This is a genomic window from Gordonia sp. C13 (genome assembly GCF_023218005.1).
In the GTDB taxonomy this organism is placed as follows: Bacteria; Actinomycetota; Actinomycetes; order Mycobacteriales; family Mycobacteriaceae; genus Gordonia; species Gordonia namibiensis.
This window is the reverse complement of record NZ_JALPSY010000005.1, coordinates 187200-205746: the sequence shown is the minus strand read 5'-3', so window position 1 is coordinate 205746 and position 18547 is coordinate 187200. Positions and strand designations below refer to the sequence as shown.

The 18547-nt window shown below is 70.0% G+C and carries 14 protein-coding genes; 8 read left to right on the top strand and 6 right to left on the bottom strand.

Translation table 11 applies throughout. The features are described 5' to 3' along the window. Positions 1 to 8 precede the first annotated feature (8 nt). Complete coding sequence (locus M1L58_RS06900) at positions 9 to 551, top strand: hypothetical protein (RefSeq protein WP_040536968.1); 543 nt, start codon at positions 9 to 11, stop codon at positions 549 to 551. On the opposite strand, the gene M1L58_RS06895 is transcribed toward M1L58_RS06900, so the two are convergent. The 3 genes from M1L58_RS06895 to M1L58_RS23310 all read right to left on the bottom strand — a co-directional run bounded on the left by M1L58_RS06895 (position 520) and on the right by M1L58_RS23310 (position 7258). Continuing rightward, a complete protein-coding gene (locus M1L58_RS06895) occupies positions 520 to 2052 on the bottom strand; it encodes a dynamin family protein (protein WP_248658313.1) in 1533 nt (510 codons plus the stop codon). The genes M1L58_RS06900 and M1L58_RS06895 overlap by 32 nt on opposite strands. Further along, complete coding sequence (locus M1L58_RS06890) at positions 2052 to 3989, bottom strand: dynamin family protein (protein ID WP_248658312.1); 1938 nt, start codon at positions 3987 to 3989, stop codon at positions 2052 to 2054. Before M1L58_RS06890 ends, M1L58_RS06895 begins: the two co-directional genes overlap by 1 nt. A gap of 152 nt (positions 3990 to 4141) precedes the next feature. Next, entirely contained in the window at positions 4142 to 7258 is a 3117-nt protein-coding gene (locus M1L58_RS23310; RefSeq protein WP_282578402.1) for an IniB N-terminal domain-containing protein, read from the bottom strand. Positions 7259 to 7602: 344 nt separating this feature from the next. Here M1L58_RS23310 and M1L58_RS06880 point away from each other — a divergent pair, with 344 nt between their 5' ends. The 4 genes from M1L58_RS06880 (at position 7603) to M1L58_RS06865 (ending at position 13390) form a co-directional block, all read left to right on the top strand. Continuing rightward, positions 7603 to 9321: an Hsp70 family protein gene (locus tag M1L58_RS06880; protein ID WP_248658311.1), complete on the top strand. Its 1719-nt coding sequence runs from the start codon at positions 7603 to 7605 to the stop codon at positions 9319 to 9321. Next, entirely contained in the window at positions 9308 to 11806 is a 2499-nt protein-coding gene (locus M1L58_RS06875) for a LuxR C-terminal-related transcriptional regulator (protein WP_248658310.1), read from the top strand. Before M1L58_RS06880 ends, M1L58_RS06875 begins: the two co-directional genes overlap by 14 nt. Before the next feature lie 244 nt (positions 11807 to 12050). Continuing rightward, positions 12051 to 12740: a hypothetical protein gene (locus tag M1L58_RS06870; protein ID WP_248658309.1), complete on the top strand. Its 690-nt coding sequence runs from the start codon at positions 12051 to 12053 to the stop codon at positions 12738 to 12740. A 152-nt stretch (positions 12741 to 12892) separates the two neighbouring features. After that, the gene (locus M1L58_RS06865; RefSeq protein ID WP_006867997.1) at positions 12893 to 13390 is read left to right on the top strand and encodes a DUF421 domain-containing protein; all 498 of its coding nucleotides are present in this window, start codon (positions 12893 to 12895) and stop codon (positions 13388 to 13390) included. 120 nt (positions 13391 to 13510) lie between these two features. On the opposite strand, the gene M1L58_RS06860 is transcribed toward M1L58_RS06865, so the two are convergent. From M1L58_RS06860 to M1L58_RS06850, 3 genes are all read right to left on the bottom strand, one after another. After that, a complete protein-coding gene (locus M1L58_RS06860) occupies positions 13511 to 13975 on the bottom strand; it encodes a hypothetical protein (protein ID WP_040536789.1) in 465 nt (154 codons plus the stop codon). A gap of 286 nt (positions 13976 to 14261) precedes the next feature. Further along, the gene (locus M1L58_RS06855) at positions 14262 to 15551 is read right to left on the bottom strand and encodes a sensor histidine kinase (RefSeq protein WP_248658330.1); all 1290 of its coding nucleotides are present in this window, start codon (positions 15549 to 15551) and stop codon (positions 14262 to 14264) included. Between the two features lie 10 nt (positions 15552 to 15561). Then, positions 15562 to 16200 (bottom strand): response regulator, encoded by a 639-nt coding sequence (locus M1L58_RS06850; RefSeq protein WP_006358886.1) that lies wholly within the window; start codon positions 16198 to 16200, stop codon positions 15562 to 15564. A gap of 66 nt (positions 16201 to 16266) precedes the next feature. Between M1L58_RS06850 and M1L58_RS06845 the strand changes: the two genes are divergently transcribed. Genes M1L58_RS06845 through M1L58_RS06835 form a run of 3 tightly spaced genes read left to right on the top strand, consistent with a single transcriptional unit; the run spans position 16267 to position 18516 of the window. Then, on the top strand, positions 16267 to 17268 hold the full coding sequence (locus tag M1L58_RS06845; protein ID WP_248658308.1) for a CoA transferase: 1002 nt from the start codon (positions 16267 to 16269) through the stop codon (positions 17266 to 17268). Next, complete coding sequence (locus tag M1L58_RS06840) at positions 17268 to 17432, top strand: hypothetical protein (RefSeq protein WP_248658307.1); 165 nt, start codon at positions 17268 to 17270, stop codon at positions 17430 to 17432. Before M1L58_RS06845 ends, M1L58_RS06840 begins: the two co-directional genes overlap by 1 nt. A 46-nt stretch (positions 17433 to 17478) precedes the next feature. Then, positions 17479 to 18516, top strand: a complete 1038-nt coding sequence (locus tag M1L58_RS06835; protein WP_006868010.1) for an ABC transporter permease — start codon at positions 17479 to 17481, stop codon at positions 18514 to 18516. Positions 18517 to 18547: the final 31 nt, after the last annotated feature.

Below are 18547 nucleotides of genomic sequence, written 5' to 3'. Positions count from 1 at the left end.
ATCGAAGGATGTCGATGCCCGGCGATGCCCCACCACCACGACCCCGCGTGGCCGTCACCCCCATGCGGCCCCGGCGGAACACCGAACGCGCCGGGGCTGTCCGTTGGGTCGTCCTGGGGTGGATCGGCACCGTCGCGCTGACCCTGGTGACCGTCCTGTTGATCGTGGCGTCGCTCGACGACCTCCGCGCGGTCCTGGCCGCCGACCTGATCCGCGAACACCCCGACAGCGGCACCGATGCCGGACGCGCCGTGGACATCTCCCTGCTCATCGGCGCCGGCCTTGCGCTCGTGGTCGTCGTGTCGGGCGTCGCGGGAGCGTTCCGTCTGTGGGCCGGCCGTCGTGCGGGGCGGACAATGCTGGCGGTCGGCGCCCTGGTCGCAACTGCGGGCGCGGTGGGATTCCGCCTCACCGTCGATCCGTCGACGCCCGGGCTCGCCGACGCCGGCCTGTCTGCGCCGGTGCTGTGGCTGCCGGTGGCCGCGGCGGTGATCGCGCTGATCGCCACCGGCGTCGCCTTCACCCGCGCGGTGAGTGCATCTCTGCGCTGAAACCGGTTGTGCCGGCAGCTGTCTGTGATTCGTCGAGGCGCGCCACGATGCCCTCGGCACTGCGCGCGGCCACCTGGCAGGCCGACGCGACGTCCGGTGCGATCAGCGGGTGGGCGGCGAGGGACCGCCACGTTCGAACGGCTTCGATCGCCAACGTACGAACAGTCGGCGGATCGGTTCCGGCGGGGAGACCCAGACGTGTCGCGGGATCGATCCCCGAGCCGCCGATCAGGCGGGTGAGATCGGCGATCTGATCCGCAGGCAGGTCGAGTCCGCCGCCGCGGATGGTGGTGAGGAGTCGCAGTTCGCGGAAACCGTGCACGTCGGCGAGCTCTCGTCGGACCGACACCCGTAGCTGAGCCGCCTGAGTCGCCACGGACGTCGCCAGCAGGTGATCGAGAGTGACCAGTGCCGAATGGGACTTGAGTTCGTCGGCGCGCTGGGCGAACTGGGTGTCGATGATGGCACTCAACTCCGGCAGGCCGCTGCGGTCGAGGAGCTCCGCGGCCAGCGCGGTCGACGACGTCGCGCCGAAACGGATGAGCGTGACCGCCAGCCGGATGCCGAAGACGCCGAACCGCTCGGCGAGTGATCGCCGGAGACCGGCGGGGATGTCGGGCAGGATGTCGGGCCGCGCGAAGCGATCCACCGTCAGCAACGCCGCCTCGAGCTCGGGCCCCGGCGTCGAGGCCAGTTGTGCCAGTGCGCGGAACTCGACCTCGCGTAGCGTGCGGGCCGCCAGGGCGAGCAGCCCCGCGACGGGGACCACCGCCTGGCAGAGGCCGGTCCGCTCGAGTTCACCGGCGAAGCGCCCGGCGATCTGTTGGGCGGAGATCATCGCGTCCATCCGGCCGGCGCCCAGCTCGTCGGCCCGCGACACGACGCCGATCACCCCCAACGGACCCGACGACCCGCCGATCGCGGTGCCGATACGTCGCAGCATGGCCGTGTCCGTGGCGGTGAGAGATCGCAGCAGGTAGACGACCGCGTCGACCCCCGACTGGCCCCGGTGCTCGTCGCCCCGGGGTGCCAGGAGGCGGATCGTGGAGTCGGACAGCTCCGTCGACAGCGACGCGGTGCCCGGTGTGTCCACGATCGTGGTGGATTGCAGTGCACGGGCGGGCCATTCGACGTCGAGATGGTCCACGTGATCGGCGGTGAGGCGGCCGAAGTCGAAACCGAGGCGTCCGTCGACACGGGTCACCGGGATCGGTATGGCTCGACCGTCGTCGACGTGTGCGGTCACCGACGGCGACCGGCCGCTGCGGTACCAGGTCACGACCCGCGTGCACTCGGTGGCATCGGTCGGGGCGATGTCCTGTCCGACAAGCGCATTGAGCAGTGTCGACTTGCCGGCCTTCAGCGAGCCCGCCAACGCGACCCGCACCGGTTGATACATCCGGTGCTCACAGAGATCGAGTTCGGCCTGCGCACGCGGGTCATCGGCGAGGGCGCCACGAGCGGTGTCGAGAAGCGCACGCGCACGATCGATCCCGGCCATCAGCGGGACTGCCCGAACGCGTGGCGACCGACCTTCGGTTGGGCCGGTTCGGGGTGGGCGGTCACGACCTGCTGAGGGTCGAAGTGATCGGCGGCCTTGCGCAGGGCGGCGACCGCTGCCAGCCGGGACTCGAGCTCGGCGGCTCGACGGGTCCGCTCGGACTCGGTGGAAGTGGCGGCAGACTGTGCGGCACTGAGGGATTCGGAGATGGAGCGGGCCGTCTGCTCGGCGACCGAGCTGAAGTGGTCGCGCAACACGCGCTGGATGACCCGCAACCGGTCCCGGGACTCCTTGCCCACCTGGAAGCTGACGTCGTCGGTGAACGCCCGCACCGCCACCTTCGCCTTGGCTCGGCGTTCGAGCACCTTGGCCTGCTTGTCGTCACGGTAGGCCTTGGTGCCCAGCAGGAGTCCGGCACCCACCGACACCGGGTTGATCAGGGCCATGCCGACCATCGTCGAGATGAGCCCGAACATCAGCACGCCGCCGTACGATCCCCGCATCCCGATCAGCAGTTTCTGTGTGACCCCGACCTTGCCGCTGTCGAGTTCGGCGAGTTCGGACACCGAGTCGAGGACACCGGTCAGATCGGCGATGTCGAAGTCGGGAAGCGAATTCTGGCCTGCCGCCGCGAAATGATCGGCGACCCGTTCGGCCAGCCAGACCGACCGCTCGTGAGCCCAGACGAAGTTGTCGCCGATCACCGTCGCCGTCTGTTCGGTCAACCATTCGGCGAGTTGTTCCCAGTCGGTTCCCGGGTCGCCCTCGTCGATGGCGCGTTCGGCCTCGCGGGTGACCGCTCGGAGCCGGTCGCGGAGATCGTGGTCGATGTCGGCGGCGAGGTCGGCGACCCCGTCGGCCAGGGTCTGCTGCCACTGCGCGGATTGCCGGCGCATCGCCTCCGCGTCGGCCTTGGCCTCGTGGAGCGCTCGGACGGCTTTGTTCGCGGTGTCCGGATCGCGCAGAGCGGCCAGTTCGCTGCCCAGGGTGAGTGCGAGATGTTCACTGACCACACGGAGATCGGTGGCCACCGCCCCGCGGGTCGCCTGTCGGGCGGTCGCCACCACGTGATCGCGGAGGTATCGGTAGAGATCGAGGAAACCGGCTTCGGCGTTCAGCTGTTCGTCGCCCAGGCGCAGCGCGTGAGAACGCAGCACCGACGACACCGGCAGCAGGGGAATGTCGATTCCGGCGCCCCGGAGGTGCGCGCGGTCGGCGTCGGCGACGGCCCGCCAGTGCGGGTACAGGTCGGTCTTGGTCAGCAGGCAGGCGACGGTCGGGCACAGGCCGATCACCTGCTGGAGGAAGGACATCTCCGGCGCGGTGAACTCCTGGCTGGCGTCGGACAGCACCAGCACCGCGTCGGCGGCCGCGACCATGCCCAGCGTGGCTGCGGCATAGGGGTGCCCGTGACCGCCGACCCCGGGGGTGTCGACGAGCACGAGTCCGTCCGCCAGCAGCGGACCGGGTGCACCGATCTCCAGTCGCAGCACCTCACGGCCGCCGGCGAGGGGCGAGTCGGGGGTGACGGCGCCGATGGCGTCCATCGGGACCGGGACGCGACTGTCGGCGGACGGACCGTCGACGACGAGGTGGGCGGTCGGTTGGGGCGCGTGCGAGATCACGGTCGGCACCGCGGTCGTCTCGTCGTCTCCCACCGAGCACACGTCGAGGTCCAGCAGGGCGTTGACGAAGTGGCTCTTGCCCTGTTTGAGCTGACCCACCACGACGATTCGCAACCGGGGGTCGGAGATGCGGGTCCGCGCGCCGTCGAGGCGGGTGACGAGATCGGTTCGCCCGGCTTCACGGGCCACCTCCGACATCGTGCTCAGCAGATCGCCGATGGTCGACGGTGCGGTCGGGGTGGCGGCCGCCGACGCCTGCGCGACGTCGACCGTCCGACCGCTGGCCGGGAACTCGGCGGGTGAGCTTGTCATGGTGTCCTCACGGTAGTTCTGTGTCGACGCACGCGGTCGGCATTGGGGAGGTGTTCCGGCGCGTACCGCAGAGACGAGGTCGGCCCCGGCACCGTCGACGTCCAGTGGGACTGGCGTCGGGCGATGCCGGGGCGAAGCCGTCGGGTCCGGCGTCAGCCGGCGTCCGGTCCGGCGTCGACGTCTCCGGATGCAGCGGTACCGGCTTCCGCGTCGGCACCCAGCCCGCCGGTGAGACCGCCGGTCAAGCCACCCGTCAGGCCGCCGGTGAGATCACCTGCGAGACCTCCGGTAAGGCTGCTCGTCGTGTCGGTCACCCCGCCGACCGTCGAGTCCAGGGCGCCACCGAGTCCGGCGTCGGTGTCAACGACGCCGTCGAGGTCGACGCCGCCACCGGCTTCGCCGCCGCCGGTGAGTCCGCCGGTCAGGCTGCCGGAGAGGTCGCCCGGGAGGTCGGTGCCCAGGTTGCCGATCGCATCGGTTGTCGCGTCGAGGGTGCCGCCCAGCGTCGAACCGACCGCCGCGGTCGCGTCCCCGCCGACGGTCGCGGCGCCGTCGGCCGCACCGGAGACGGCGGTCGTCAGGTCACCGGTGACCTCCGCAGGGAGCGAGCTGTCCAGGCCCAGTCCACCACCGAGGCCCAGTCCATCACCGAGGCCCAGTCCACCACCGAGACCCAGTCCACCACCGAGACCGAGGTCGCCGCCGAGGGTCGAACCGAGCCCCGACTCCAGGGTCGTTCCGAGTCCGGCGAGTCCGCCGCCGAGTCCCGTCTCCAGGCCACCGGTGAGGTCGCCGACGGCGCCGCCGGTGAGGCCGCCGGTCAGGATCGGGCCGCCCACGTTGATGCCGTCCTCCGGCGAGATCACCAGACTCGGGTTGAGGACCGCACCGAGCTCACCCGTCAACGCCCCGTTGAGACCGCCCTGCAGTGTCGACTCCAGGGTCGTGACCAGACCGTTCGTGGCCGCCAGATCGACGTCGAGCGCATTGCTCAGCGTGCTGGTGAGCGCACCGCCCAGATCCGCTCCACCGGCCAGCCGTCCGGCGAGTTCGCCGCCGAGGTCGCCGGTCAGCGCGGTACCGAGAACGGCACCGAGTGATGCGCCGAGGTCGGCTCCCACATCGCCGCCGGCTCCGAGGACCGTCCCCAGCGTGGCGGTGAGGTCGCCGGCCGTCTCGGTGACCAGGCCCAGGTCGGCGCCCGCCCCGAGTGCGGCGTCCAGTGCCCCGCCGAGCTGGGTGATGAGGGCGCCGTCGACCCCGAGGGCCCCACCCAGGTCACCGGCCAGCAGTTCACCGACACCGAGACCGGCACCCGCCGCGGCGTCGATGATGCCGTCGACACCCGCGGTCGCACCGAGTACACCGCCGAGCGCGGTACCGAGTTGGGCAGCGAGTTCGCCACCGCCACCGAGTGCGGCCCCCAACTGGGCGGCCAGGTCGGTGGTGAGGCCTGCGTCGAGGAGACCGGCGAGGTCGGTGCCGAGCACGCCACCGAGGCCGAGCGCACCGCCCAGCGCGGCCCCGAGATCGGCGCCGGCAGCTGCTCCCAGGACGCCGCTGAGCACGGTGCTCAGGGCGGAGTCGAGTCCGACGCCGGCCGACAGCAGTCCGCCGAGTGCGCCACCCAGCTCGCCGCCCAGGCCTCCGATCACGTTCAGCCCGCCTTCGAGGGCGCCCCCGACGGAGCCCTCGAAGACGCTGCCGAGTCCCGCGCCCAGTCCCAGGCCGGTCTCGAGTCCTCCGCCGAGTCCGGCGGTCAGGTCGGCGGCGAGGCCACCGTCCAGCGCGGCGGCCAGGGTGCCGCCGAGTGCGGCGCCCAGGGCACCTGCGGCGTCGCCACCGGCCTCGAGGCCTGCGGCGAGCGCGCCGGCGACCGTGGACCCCAGGTCGCCACCCGCGGCGAGGGCCGCGTCGAGGTCGACGAGACCACCGGCCGCGAGCACCGATTCCAGGGTCGCGGCGAGACCGGCCTGGGCGCCTCCACCCACTCCGAGAGCGGCGGTCAGGGCGCCGGCGAGAACCGCGTTCGCACCGGCCGCGCCGGTCAGCGCCAGTCCGCCGGCCGCGGCGGCGGTGGAGGTCAGGGCGACGCCCAGCGCGGTGCCGACCGACGCGGCAGCCGAACCGCCCGCCGCCAGGGTCGAGCCGAGGGCGCCGGTGAGGGTCGTACCGAGTTCGCCGGACAGGTCGGCGACGGCCTGTGCGTCGAGCAGTCCGGACAGCGTGGCGGACAGGTCGCCCGCGACGTCGAGCGTCGAGGTGAGGGCGGCGGTGAGGTCGGCCGACAGGTCGGCATCGAGGCCGAGCGCACCGGCGAGGACCGCGGAGATGGCGCCGCCAGCACCGAGTCCGGCAGCGAGGGCGGTGGCGAGGTCGGCGCCGAGCGCACCGCCGGCGCCGAGGGTCGCGCCGAGGAGTCCGCCGAGGGTCGCGCCGAACTCGCCCGCGAGTTCGCCGCCCGCGCCGAGTGCCGTCGACAGCTGGGCGGCGAGGTCGCCACCGAGTCCGAGGCCGGCGCCCGCGGCGAGGAGGGCGTCGAGCGATGCGCCGAGTTGACCGGCCAGCGCACCGTCGGCGTCGATCGCGCCGGCGAGCGCACCGGCGATCAGCGGTCCGGCGCCCGCACCGAGTTCGAGGCCACCGGCGACCAGGGAGTCGAGGGCGGCACCCAGCGTGGCGCCGAACTGCGCCGCCACCGCGCCCCCCGCGCCCAGCCCGGCGGACAGCGCCGCCCCGAGGGCGACGGCCAGCTGACCGGCCAGGTCGAGATCACCGAAGGCGATACCGCCGAGGTCCAGGTCGGCGAGGGAGAGGCCGGACAGGTCGACATCCCCGAGCCCGATACCGCCGAGGAGACCGCCGAAGTCGAAGTCGCCCAATCCGATTCCGCCCAGTCCGATTCCGCCGAGGTTCACCCCGCCGAGGTCGAGGCCACCACCCCCGACGTTGATGCCACCGAGATCGACGTCACCGAGGCCCAGCCCACCGAGACCGAACCCGATACCGCCCCCGGCGCCACCGCCGACGGCCCCGCCGATCGCTCCGCCGCCGGCACCGATGGCACCGCCCAGGCCACCACCGGCAGCGCCGCCGGCAGCCAGGCCGGAGTCGGCGACGAGCGGCGCCGCGGCCGAGATGTGGGCGGGCGTGATCCCGGTGAGCCCGGCGCGGTCGATCGCGGCCTGGGGGTCACCGCAGTAGGTGTTGAACGCGTCCTCGTCGCGGAGCAGACCGAGGATGAAGTCGAGTACCGCATTGGTCGGCATGGCGTCGTTCCTTGCGTCGGAGAGATCGCAGTTCGATCCCGTGTCGAGTTCGACGCTAGGCAGCGGTGGGCTCCGGGACATCGGGGCAAATCCCTAGTCCTGTCACGGACCCGGTGAACGGGGGATCGACCCGGGAGTCCGCGTGCACCGGTAGGGGGCAGGGAGTTTTCCCCTAATCGCGGCCGAAACGCTAACGGTCGGGTCATGGCCCGCGACACACTCTGTGACGTGCAGCGCCCGCATCGGCCGCGGCACGCGCCATCAGACGAACACCCACGCCGCGCGAGTGGCCGGACGGTGATCGCCATCGACCACCCCGCGGGTGGGAACAGGAGCTGACCGACATGGGCATCACGATCGGTGTGAAGGTCGGGAGCGCGAACAGTGTCGCGGTCGTCGCCACCGAACACTCGTGGGAGAACTCGCTCTCCGTCGAGACCACCGGCCTGGTGGGTTCCGGCGACTTCCTGGACCGTGTCGGCGATCCGGTACCGGTGCTCGACGACCGCGGACGGAGCCGACCCGCCGCACAGATCCACGCCGAGGCGGTCGCCGCGCTCCTCACCCGACTCGACCTCGCCGATCCGGTCGATCACCTGGCCGTCGTGCATGCGGACACGTGGACGTCGCAGGCCGTCGACGAAGCCCACGCTGCCCTCCTCGAGCGGGACGACCTGCCGACGGGCGAGATCAGCTGGGTGCCGGAGTCGCGCGCGACGCTGGCCGCCGTCGAACACAGCGAGGGTGCCCTCGGCGAGGGCCTCGTGATCGGCTACGACCTCGGCGCATCGGCGCTGACCGTCACCGTGCTCGCCACCGGCGACGAACCCCGTGTGGTGAGTCGGCCGTTGCGCCTCGACTCGGTCAGCGGAAACGAGTTCGACCGGCTGCTGCTGGCGCACACGCTGCGGGTCACCGGTGTCGACGCCGAACTCGCCGACCCCGGTCGTGCCTCCGCGGTCCTCGACGATCTGACCCGACTCCGCACCGAGTGCCGAGCAGCCAAGGAAGCCCTGTCGGTCGACACCGACGCGGTCGTCGACGTCCGGGTGGGGGAGACGACCACCGTCGCCCGACTCGTTCGCGACGACGTCGAGGAGTTGGTCCGGGGACCGATCGCGGAATCGGTGGCGCTGATCCGCGAGGCCCTCGCGAGTGCGGGGGCAGACCAACCGGGAGGACGCCCGAGCCCGGTGACGGCGATCGTTCTCGGCGGCGGGGGCGCGTCGATCCCACTCGTCACCGAGATGCTGTCGGCAACCCTGCGCACGCCGGTCCTCCTCGACCCCCAACCCGGTTCGGCGTCTGCGGCCGGCGGTGCACTGCTCGGTATCGCCGCGCTCGGCGCGCGTGCCTCTGCCGCGCTCGAACCGACCACGGAGATCCCGGGGCAGGCGCTCGCACCGTTGCCGGGGGAACGTCCGCTGCGCGAGATCGAGCCGGCGCCCAGTACTCCGGTCGCGACTCCGGCGCCGCGTCTGACCCGGCGTCGGCGTGGAATCCTGATCACGGCGGGCGCCGCGGCGTTGGTGCTGGTCTCGGCGACCGGACTGTCGGTGGGGACGGGTCTCGTCGGGTCCACCGGCGAGGCGACGCCGCCTCCCGCCGGTGCAGTGACGACGGTCGACGCGACTCCGGGGAAACCCGGCCAACCGGCGCCGACCGTCACCGAGGCCACTACCGGAACCCGGGCCGCCGCCACCGGCACGGGTACGCGGGCCGCGGGAACCGGCACCGGTACGGGAACCCCGGCCCCGCGACGATCGACCGCGGCCGCCCCGGCGGGTACCTCGGCCCCGGGAACCACCAGCGCGCCCCGCGGCGGTCAGGCACCCTCGACCGGTGGACAGGCCCCCGCTCCGGCGGCCCCGCCTCCTGCGCCGGCGCCCGTCGATTCGGTTCCCGCGCCCGTGCCCGATCCGCAACCGAGCCCGGATGTCTCCGAGCAGCCGAGCACCGGGGGCGGAGGCGGGGGCCGCTCGGGCGGTGTCCTGCAGGTGCCCGGCCGGATTCTCGACGGCACCGGTCAGGTCCTGTGTGGCGTCACCCGTGTCGTCTGCTGAGGCCGGGCGGGCGACTGTCTCGCCCACCCCGACCAGCGGTGATCGCCGGGATCCCGCGTCGACCTGGGTCGACGACATCCTCGGCCGTGCGCGCACGAGGTTCCCGCTCTGCGCGGTTGTCGTCGGCATCCCGGAAAGCGGACGCAGCGCGCTGCTGAACGTCGTGCACGAACGGTTGCGCGAAGTCGACATCCCGGTCAGCGTCGGCATGCCGGCCGGTGGCGACACGGTCGGCCCGACGCTGGTGCTGGCCGACGACCTCCACACCTGGCCGGGTGACCTCGTCGCGCGGATGGCGACGATGATCGACGCCGGAACCATCGGTCTGATCGCGACGACCGAACCACGGGAAACCGACCCGGCCCTTCGCGCGGTGCTCGACCTCGCCCGCCGCTCGGGCGCGGTCCTCGAGCTCGGCACGATGAGCACGGCGGACGTACTCGTTCAGGCGGCTCGTGCCGGTCTCACGCTCACGCCGGCGACCGCGTCGCTGATCCGACGACGCTGCGGTGGTGCGCGCAACGTCGTGACCGCTGCGTTGCTCTCGATCCGGGAGGAAGCGACGGCAGCGGTGCCCGGAGAGACCGTCGAAGAGCTGGTGATAGTCGAGCGCGTGGCGCGCGACCGTCACCATCGTCTGCTCCGGGGCCTCGACCCGACGACACTGTCCGTCCTGGCCCTCGCTTCGCTGCGGGCGCCGTTGGACCCGGGGAGCCTCGCCGAGACGCTCGACGTCCCGTACGAGGCAGCGGTCGAGGCACTCGACCGTGCGCGGGGGACCGGCCTGCTGCGCGGTGCCGACGTATTCGTTTCCGCGGCAGGTGATCCGCTACGCGCGGTTGTCGGAAATCGACGGCTCGACCAGCTCCGCCGTACGTCGGTGGCGGTACGTCTGCGGGCAAGTGAACTGACCGTCGACGACGCGTTGCACGCAGCGGAAGCGGGGATCGAGGACCCGCGTCTGGTCGACACCCTGCTCGCCGGTGCGGCTGATGCCACGGCGGCACGCGCGGTGGTCCTGCTCCGTGCCGCCGATCGTCTGGAACCGGGGCGTGACGACGTCCGCCTCCTGATGGCCCAGCGCGCCTTGGTTTCCGGTGATGTCGACGGCGCGGGCGAGGTCGCGGACCTCCGTCTCGAGTCGGCTCGCCCCACGGAGAAGGGGATCGAAGACTGGGTGGGGATCGCGGCCCTCGTCGCGGCCCAGCGTGGTCTCGGTTCTCATGCAGCTGATCTCTACCGTTGGCTCGGCCCGGAGAACATTGCGGCCGAATCCCTTTCGGCCGTCACGGCATTGGTGGCGGTCGGGGACAGGGCATCTGCCGCGGCGGTCGCCGCCGCTGATGCGGGGCGCCCGCCGGTGGGTGCCCGAGCAATACGGTCACGGGCGGTCCGGGGTCTGCTCGCGTCGGTGTGCGCCGACCACGAAGACGGTGACGACGCGGTCGGTCTCGTGGTCCGCGGGCTCACGTCGGCCGTTCCGGGCGGGCGCGATCCCTCGACCGGGAGGACCCTGCATGCCGCGACCGCACTGGCGCTGAACAGCGGTGACCTCGATGCGGCCCGCGCGCTTCGGAAAGCTGCGGGTGACTCCGCCGCAGGAGCTCTGCTCGAGGCCGAGATCGCGCTTACCAGCGGGGACCTCGATGCGGTCACTCGTCTGCTGCCGACCGAGGAGCCCGCCGGGGCAGCCGACCGATTGCGGGCGCATGCCGTCCGCCTCGGCCACGCGCGCCGCAACGGCGACACCTCGGCACTCGCCGCGCTGTGGCCCGAAGCGCCGGCGCTGCTCGCCGCGACCGAGATCGACCTCTATCTCCTGCGGTCCCTCGCCGAGTTCTGGCAGGCCGCTGCACGACTGGACGTCACGGCGTCGATCGACCGGCACATCAGCGCGGCCGATCGGTTGCTCGAATCAGTGGGCAATCCGGTGACCTGGGCGGCACCGTGGCATTTCGCCGGAGTCCAGGCGGGGGTCATCGCTCGTGATGCCGAGCTCGCAACCGAGCGTCAACGACTGCTCCAGGGAGTTGCCGGGAGCAACGCGACCGCCTCGGGCCTCGAGGCGGTCGCCCGCACCTGGATGGCGCTCACCTTCGAGCCGGTCGGCAGCGTCGACGACGCGCAGGTGGCCGCCGCGGTGGCTGCCCTTCGGTTGCGTGGACTGACCTGGGAGGCAGGGCGTTTGGCGGGGATCGCGGCGCTACGCACCGACGACCCGGGCAGGTCGGCGGGCCTGCTGGAGACGGCCCGGTCGGTCGACGCCGATCGTCGCCGTCCCCGCCCCGTCGACGGCCTGCTGACCGAGCGCGAGGCCGAGGTCGCACGTGAACTGTTGCAGGGTTTCACCTATCGGGAGATCGGGGCCCGACTGTTCATCTCGGCGAAAACCGTAGAACACCATGTATCCCGTATCCGACGCCGTTTGGATGCGGGTTCGCGCTCGGAATTGATGGCCGCATTACGGGCCGCGGGATACAGCTGATTTCGCGATTTCATCCCCAAGAAAGAATACGATTCATACCCACCTAAGGGTGCAATTCATACCTCGTAAGCACAATGTGACGCTCGCGTGCTCTGTCCGAGTTGTCGCAAATCGATGTTATTCGATCGGAAATTCACCAATTTCAATTGTGTGATGTGTTCCTCAAAAGGGGTGGTAGCCCTTGTTTTCGTTTGTTACGTTCGCCGATGTCCATAAATCGAAATAAATGGAGGTCGGGAAACACATGAAACGTAATCTCATTCGTGCAACCACTGTCGGCGCAGCTCTCGGAATCGCGGGACTCATCGCACCTGGCGTGGCAAATGCCGCACCGGTGGACGAGAACAATTGCGCAAAGGTCTCGACGCCGGGCAACACCGCCGGTTGGGGAAATACCTTCTCGGATGAGCAGGGCCAGGCCGGAAAGTACTCCGACGTCAACGTCAACGACGAGGACGGTTCGCTGCAGTTCGTGACCACCGCGACCACGCCGCGACAGGCCTCCTATCACGCCGCAGGCCAGTTGCCGCTCGCTGACGTGGCCAAGAAGCCGCTGACATTCCACAAGTCGGCGGGCCAGGCGAACTGGCAGATCCGCGTGACCGGAGCAGAGACCGGTCAGGGTAACGGCTTCGCGACTCTGGTCTGGGCCGCCCCCGAGGGCAAGACGTTGGCCGACGCGACCGATTCCGACCAGTGGTGGGCGACGCGAAACCTCCCCGGTATCCCGCGGGCTCAGACCGCAACCCTGGCTCAGCTCATCCAGGCTGCCGGTGACGACGCGGTCGTCGACCACTACGGCATCTCGAGCCAGCCAACGGACAGCACCGGGACCGTGAACATCGACAATGTCTCGTTCAACGGCTGCACCACGAACTTCAAGGCCACCGATGACGCCGGTGGCTTCGGCTCGCTGGAAAATCTCTTCCCGTGATGTCGGCCTGATTCGACGCAACGCTTTGCACGGACCCGCGACCTGGTCGGTCGCGGGTCCGTCATGCTGCGTCGGGTGTTTGGCACCAACATCACGTAGGTACTTCTGCGACACGCCGTACACGAGGGCCGAGGCGGCAGAAGGGAGCTGCGGTGAACTGGTCGTCGATCTTCGGTTTCTCGGTGCCGGTCGAGGAGTCGATCGTCCGCGGGACCGTGACGTTCTTCGTGGTGTTCGTCCTGATGCGCGTGGTGGGGCAGCGGGAATCAGGTGGGCTGGGTCTGACCGATGTGTTGCTGGTGGTGTTGATGTCCGAGGCGGCCGCGGCCGGGCTGCAGGGCAGCCGTATCTCCTCGGTGTCCGACGGCACGATACTTGTCGCGACCGTTCTGTTCTGGAGCGTCAGCCTCGACGCGCTCGCCTATCGGTTCCCGCGTATCGCCGGCTGGGTGAAGGCCAGGCCGCGCCCTCTCATCGAGGACGGCACATTGAACCGAAAGGTGATGTTGCGCGAGTTCATGACCTACGACGAGGTGATGTCCCAGTTGAGGTTGCACGGGGTCGACGAGCTCGCGTCGGTCGAACGCGCCTACGTCGAACCCAACGGGATGATCAGCATCATCCGCGTCCCCGGACCGTCCCCCGACTGAGTGCTCTCCCGCCGAGCCTGTTCTCCGTGCCGGTTGAGCTTGTCCGAAACCACCGCAGGCCCCGCGACCTCTCGGTCACGGGGCCTGTGGTGTTTCCAGTGATCAGCAGGCGTCCTCCACTCACCACTGGTCGAATCCGACATTGGCTTGCGGGAAGCCGGTGTCGATGTTGCTGTTCATCCAGTACTGCTGCGACCGGGGACCCCAGATACCGCTCATGTCGGTGTTCACGTTGAACTTGTGGTTGGTGAGCTGGTAGTTGGCGGTGGGGCCGAAGAGGCCGATGCGGTACATCGCGTTGACGTCGAGATGATTGTTGAACGGTGCGACGGCCGTGATGGTTTCGGTGGCACCGGGGTAGAGGACCTTCTTCGGTGCGTTCACCCACTGGCCACCGTCGGCGTTGCTGCCGATCAGGTACTCGGGCTTGTCGGTGTGGTTGGTGATCGTCATCGCGACCGTCGGCTCTCCCGGGCGGGTGATCGGCATGGTGCCGGCGTGGGCTGCTCCGGAGGCACCGAGTGCGATGCCGGCGGCTGCGGCGAGTCCGAGGGTTCCGGCTGCGATGCGGGACGCGATCTTCATGGGGTTCTCCCAGTCTCTGGTGAGGGTTTTTGTGTGGTTGTTCCGGGCTGTCCCGGTGACACCAATGACTTTCGTCGGAAAACACCCCGCCCGGATTCCGCCGACCGGGTGATCCACCGGTGGATTGCCGCATCCACCGATCGGTGGACACAAGCCCAGACCGGCGCTGAAAACCGCCCCTGGGATCCGCCCCCGCAATGCACCCTCCACAGCCCGGCCGACGGCATTGTGACAGCGAGGCCGCTGCACAGGGCTCTTATCGGGGTCGCTTTTCGGCGGGCCGGGGTCAGACCTCGCGCGCGGGCACCTCGACCACGACGGCGGTCCCACCGCCGGGCCGGTTCTGCAGGGAGAATGCACCGCCGACCCCCTCGATACGTACTCGCCGCGAGGCCAGGCCGATGTGGCCGGCGGCCTGGCGGCGCCGGATCAGTTCCTCGACCTCGATCTCGTCGGGCAGTCCGACGCCGTCGTCAACGACGACCAATCGCGCGACCCCGTCGTCGAACTCGGCCGTGACCTCCGCGGTGTCGGCGTCCGCGTGTTTGACCACGTTGGTGAGCAGCTCGCGTGCCGCGGCGAACAGCAGCGAGTCGGCGGTGGTGCGCAGCTCGGTCGGCCAGGCGGCGGTGTCCACCGAGATCGACGGTGCGCCCGCGCGGCTGCCGTACGACGACGCGAGGTCGGTCAGTGCGACGGCGAGCCCGGCCTGTTCGAGGACCGCGGGATGCAGTTCGCTCAGGGTCGAGCGGAGCAACCGTGCCGAGTCGCGCAGGGCGCCGTCGACCCGGTCCAGGGTCACGGGATCGGCCGAGCCCCGCAGTGTCGCAAGCTCTTGCCGTGCGGCGAGCACATATTGGAGTGCGCCGTCGTGGAGGCTGTCGGCGAGGTCACGGCGTTCGCGCTCCTCGATCTCCATCGTCGCGTCGAGGAGTCGGGCGCGTTCGGCGGCGAGTGATCCGATGGTCGTCACCCGGGATCGTTGTAGCCGGGACAACAGGACCGCCCCGACCGCGAGAGCTGCGACCACGAGGATGCGCAACACGATGATCGACCAGGGTTCGCCGTTCGAGTCCCGGGCGAGGATGTTGGCGACCGCGTAGACCACCACGGTCGACGCCACGACCATCGCGCAGAGGCGCGGCTGCAGCGAGATGGCCGCGATCATCGGGACCAGAGCGAAGCCGGCGATCAGCGCATCGGTGGTCCAGCTGACCTCGTTGGACATACCGGCGACGACGGCCAGGATCGTCAGCAGCAGAAGGTCGATCGGCAACGCGATCCACGAGTAGCGGACCATCCAGGACTGGTGACTCCGGGCCACGACCGCTCCGGCGACACACCATGCCGCATAGAGAACGGCGGTGACGACGCTGAACACAGCCGCATGGTCGGGCGGATCCAGACAGACCGTCAGGAGCACGAAGAGTGCCAGGAAGAGTCGCAGGAGCACCTGGATCCGGATTCCGCGGATCGCGTGGTCGACGAGGATTCGGTGGATACGCGGCTCGTCGGCGAACTCGCCGAAGCCGAGATAGACGGTCAGACCGGCGATCTCGACGTCGGAGTTGCGCATCACCCGCCGGTTATTCGAGAAGGCCACGACGCATCGCCTCGGCCACCGCGGCGGCACGGTCGGAGACTCCGAGCTTCTCGTAGAGACGCTGGGTGTGGGTCTTCACGGTCGCGGCCCCGATGTACAACTCGGCGGCAACCTGCGGAATCGACTGTCCGCGTGCGAAACCGGCGAGGACCTGCCGTTCGCGTTCACTCAGGGCCGGTGCGTCCCGCTGGGTCTGGGCTCTAATCTCCCCGGCCAGGCCGGCCGCGAGCCCCGGGGGTACCACGGTCTCGCCCTTGGCGACCCGGGTCACCGCGCCGACGATCTCGTCGCGGTCGGCATCCTTCGACAGGTAACCGGCGGCGCCCTCCTGCAGCGCCCGGAAGACGATGGGTCCCTCGGTGACCGCGGACAGCAGGAGGACACGCGTCGGCAGCTTGTCGCGGGTGACCGCGTGGGCCAGCTCGACACCGGTCATCCCCGGCATCTGATGGTCGACGACGGCGACGTCGGGGTTCTCGCGCCGGATGAGTTCGAGGCCGGCGGCGCCGTCAGCGGCCTCGCCGACCACCCGCACCCGACCGCTTTGCGTGAGACCCCGCGACACCCCGTCCCGGAAGAACGGGTGATCGTCGACGACGACCGCGGTCACGAGGGTTTCCATCGCCCCAGAATACGGGGCATACAACGCGTTTCACCCGGTTACACGGGTTTCGGGGCCTTACTCGGCGTGCTGCTCCTCGATGAACTCGAACAGACGGAACTCCGAGCCCGGGTCGGTGCGCGAGGCGGTGGTCGGCGTCCGGTTGCCCGCGTCGGCATGGATCCGGGCCGTGGTGACCCGATGCGTCAGTGGGGCCGTAAAAGCGCTCAGGGACAGTCACTCTGGTGGCCTGTCGTCGGCCGGAACAAGAAGTCGGTGACCTGCAACCTGCGGACCCCGGAAGGCCAGCAGATCGCCCGCGACCTGATCGCGACCGCCGACATCCTCATCGAGAACTTCGGCCGAGGAGTGCGCCGCGTTCACCAAGGCGGTGTACGACTCACCCGACCTGAAGTCGTACAGCGTCGCCACCCTCCGCATCGAGAACTTCGCCGGGGCCAGACGAACAAGTTCAACGAGGGCATGGCGCAGGCCATCGCACAGAAGGCCGACGCGATCGTCCTGCTGGGCATCGAGCCGGCCATGCTGTCCGGCTCGCTCAACGACGCTGCGCGCGCGGGCATCCCGGTCATCAACGCCCTGTCGGGTGACGCATCGGCGCCGCTGGCCAACCGCGTCTTCGCGAACGTGAGCGCCGACTACACCGCCGACGGCGCCTCCCTCGCCGCATGGACGCTGGTCGACTCCAACTGCTCGGCGTCGACGTTCTTCGCGCAGCCGACCGCGATCGAGATCTACCAGAACATGGCCAATGGAGCCGAGAAGGTCTACCGCGAGAACTGCCCGGACGACTGCTCGCTGGACATCCAGGAGATCGACCTGGCCAACGCCGCGACCGACCTCCCGCAGAAGGTCGAGACGGCGATGAAGCGCAACCCGGACACCACCTACGTGATGACCAACTGGGACTCGGGGCGTCACCTTCGTCGAGCCGACCGTCGCCATGACCAACCCCGACGCCAAGATCCTCGGCCGCGACGGCATCGCCACCAGCCTCGACTCGATCCGCTCGGGCAAGGGCCAGGACGTCACCATGGCGGCCGCCGGAGGCGTGGCTCGGCTGGGTGATGGTCGACAACGCGGTGCGCGCGGTCACCGGCGCCCAGCCCTTGGACATCGTCATCCCCACCCGTCTGGTGGACGAGACCAACATCGGCGGCTCGAACGCCGAGGTGAACCCCAATTACAAGGATTTCCAGAACTCGTTCAAAGAGGCCCGGTCCAAGAACTGATCCGCGCGCGGGCTGAGCATGCCCGCGGCACACACACGGAGACATCATGAGCAATGACCTCGGCACCGTTGCGGCGCCCCCCTCACGCCCACCGGCGATCCAGAAGTCACCGACCGAATCGGTGGCCGGCTCCACAAAAGCCCGCCAGAGCACATCGTTCGTGGAACGCTATGCGCTGGTAGGACTCCTGGTGCTCGCGTTCGCGCTGTGCGCCGTCTTCCTGCCCGAGTTCCGGTCGACGGGCATCGTCTCGGCGATGGTCAACTCGCAGGCGATCATCCTGCTCCTCGCGCTGGCCGCGACCCTGGCGCTGCGGACCGGTGACTTCGACCTCGCCATCCCGGGCGTCATGGTCACCAGTGCGTGTGTGGTCGCGGTCATGTCGACCAACGGGTACTCGCCGGCCGCGGTGATCCCGGCTGCTCTGGCGGTCGGGCTCATCGTCGGCCTGATCAACGCCCTTCTGGTCGTGAAGGTCGGGGTGGACTCGTTCATCACGACACTCGGTATGTTCACCGCCCTCTCGGGCATCGGATACGCCATCACGGGTTCCAAGATCGTCACCGGCGTCCCGGACTTCTACGTGGAGCTCTCGCGGGCCAAGCTCCTGGGCCTGCCGATGACCACCTGGTACGGCTGGCTGCTCGTGGCCGTGCTGTGGTTCGTGTACCAGCGCACCCCGATGGGCCGCTACATGCTGTTCATCGGCGGCAACCGTGATGCCGCTCTGCTGGCGGGTATCTCGGTGGCACGTATCCGCACGATCACCTACGTGGTCTCGGGTGTGGCCGGTGCCCTGATCGGCATCATCCTGGTCGGCAACCTCGGCGCGATCGATCCCGGCATCGGCAGCCAGTACCTCCTGGCCCCGTTCGCCGCGACGTTCCTCGGTGCCACCGCGATCACCGTCGGCCGCTTCAACGCGATCGGCACCCTCGTCGCGGTCTACCTCCTGGTCGTCGGCATCACCGGCCTCCAGCTGGCCGGCGCGGCATCGTGGGTCAGCCCGCTGTTCAACGGTCTGGCACTGATGATCGCCGTCGCCCTCGCCAAGCTCGTCGGCAAGCGTCGCGGAGCCGCGTGATGACGCCGGAGTCGGCGGCCGCCACCCTCCC

What these genes read in the sequence shown, in the direction of transcription:
- M1L58_RS06900 (WP_040536968.1), top strand. Translation starts at nt 9, where the DNA reads ATGTCGATGCCCGGCGATGCCCCACCACCACGACCCCGCGTGGCCGTC.
- M1L58_RS06895 (WP_248658313.1), bottom strand. Translation starts at nt 2,052, where the DNA reads ATGGCCGGGATCGATCGTGCGCGTGCGCTTCTCGACACCGCTCGTGGC.
- M1L58_RS06890 (WP_248658312.1), bottom strand. Translation starts at nt 3,989, where the DNA reads ATGACAAGCTCACCCGCCGAGTTCCCGGCCAGCGGTCGGACGGTCGAC.
- M1L58_RS23310 (WP_282578402.1), bottom strand. Translation starts at nt 7,258, where the DNA reads ATGCCGACCAATGCGGTACTCGACTTCATCCTCGGTCTGCTCCGCGAC.
- M1L58_RS06880 (WP_248658311.1), top strand. Translation starts at nt 7,603, where the DNA reads ATGGGCATCACGATCGGTGTGAAGGTCGGGAGCGCGAACAGTGTCGCG.
- M1L58_RS06870 (WP_248658309.1), top strand. Translation starts at nt 12,051, where the DNA reads ATGAAACGTAATCTCATTCGTGCAACCACTGTCGGCGCAGCTCTCGGA.
- M1L58_RS06860 (WP_040536789.1), bottom strand. Translation starts at nt 13,975, where the DNA reads ATGAAGATCGCGTCCCGCATCGCAGCCGGAACCCTCGGACTCGCCGCA.
- M1L58_RS06855 (WP_248658330.1), bottom strand. Translation starts at nt 15,551, where the DNA reads ATGCGCAACTCCGACGTCGAGATCGCCGGTCTGACCGTCTATCTCGGC.
- M1L58_RS06850 (WP_006358886.1), bottom strand. Translation starts at nt 16,200, where the DNA reads ATGGAAACCCTCGTGACCGCGGTCGTCGTCGACGATCACCCGTTCTTC.
- M1L58_RS06840 (WP_248658307.1), top strand. Translation starts at nt 17,268, where the DNA reads ATGGTCGACAACGCGGTGCGCGCGGTCACCGGCGCCCAGCCCTTGGAC.
- M1L58_RS06835 (WP_006868010.1), top strand. Translation starts at nt 17,479, where the DNA reads ATGAGCAATGACCTCGGCACCGTTGCGGCGCCCCCCTCACGCCCACCG.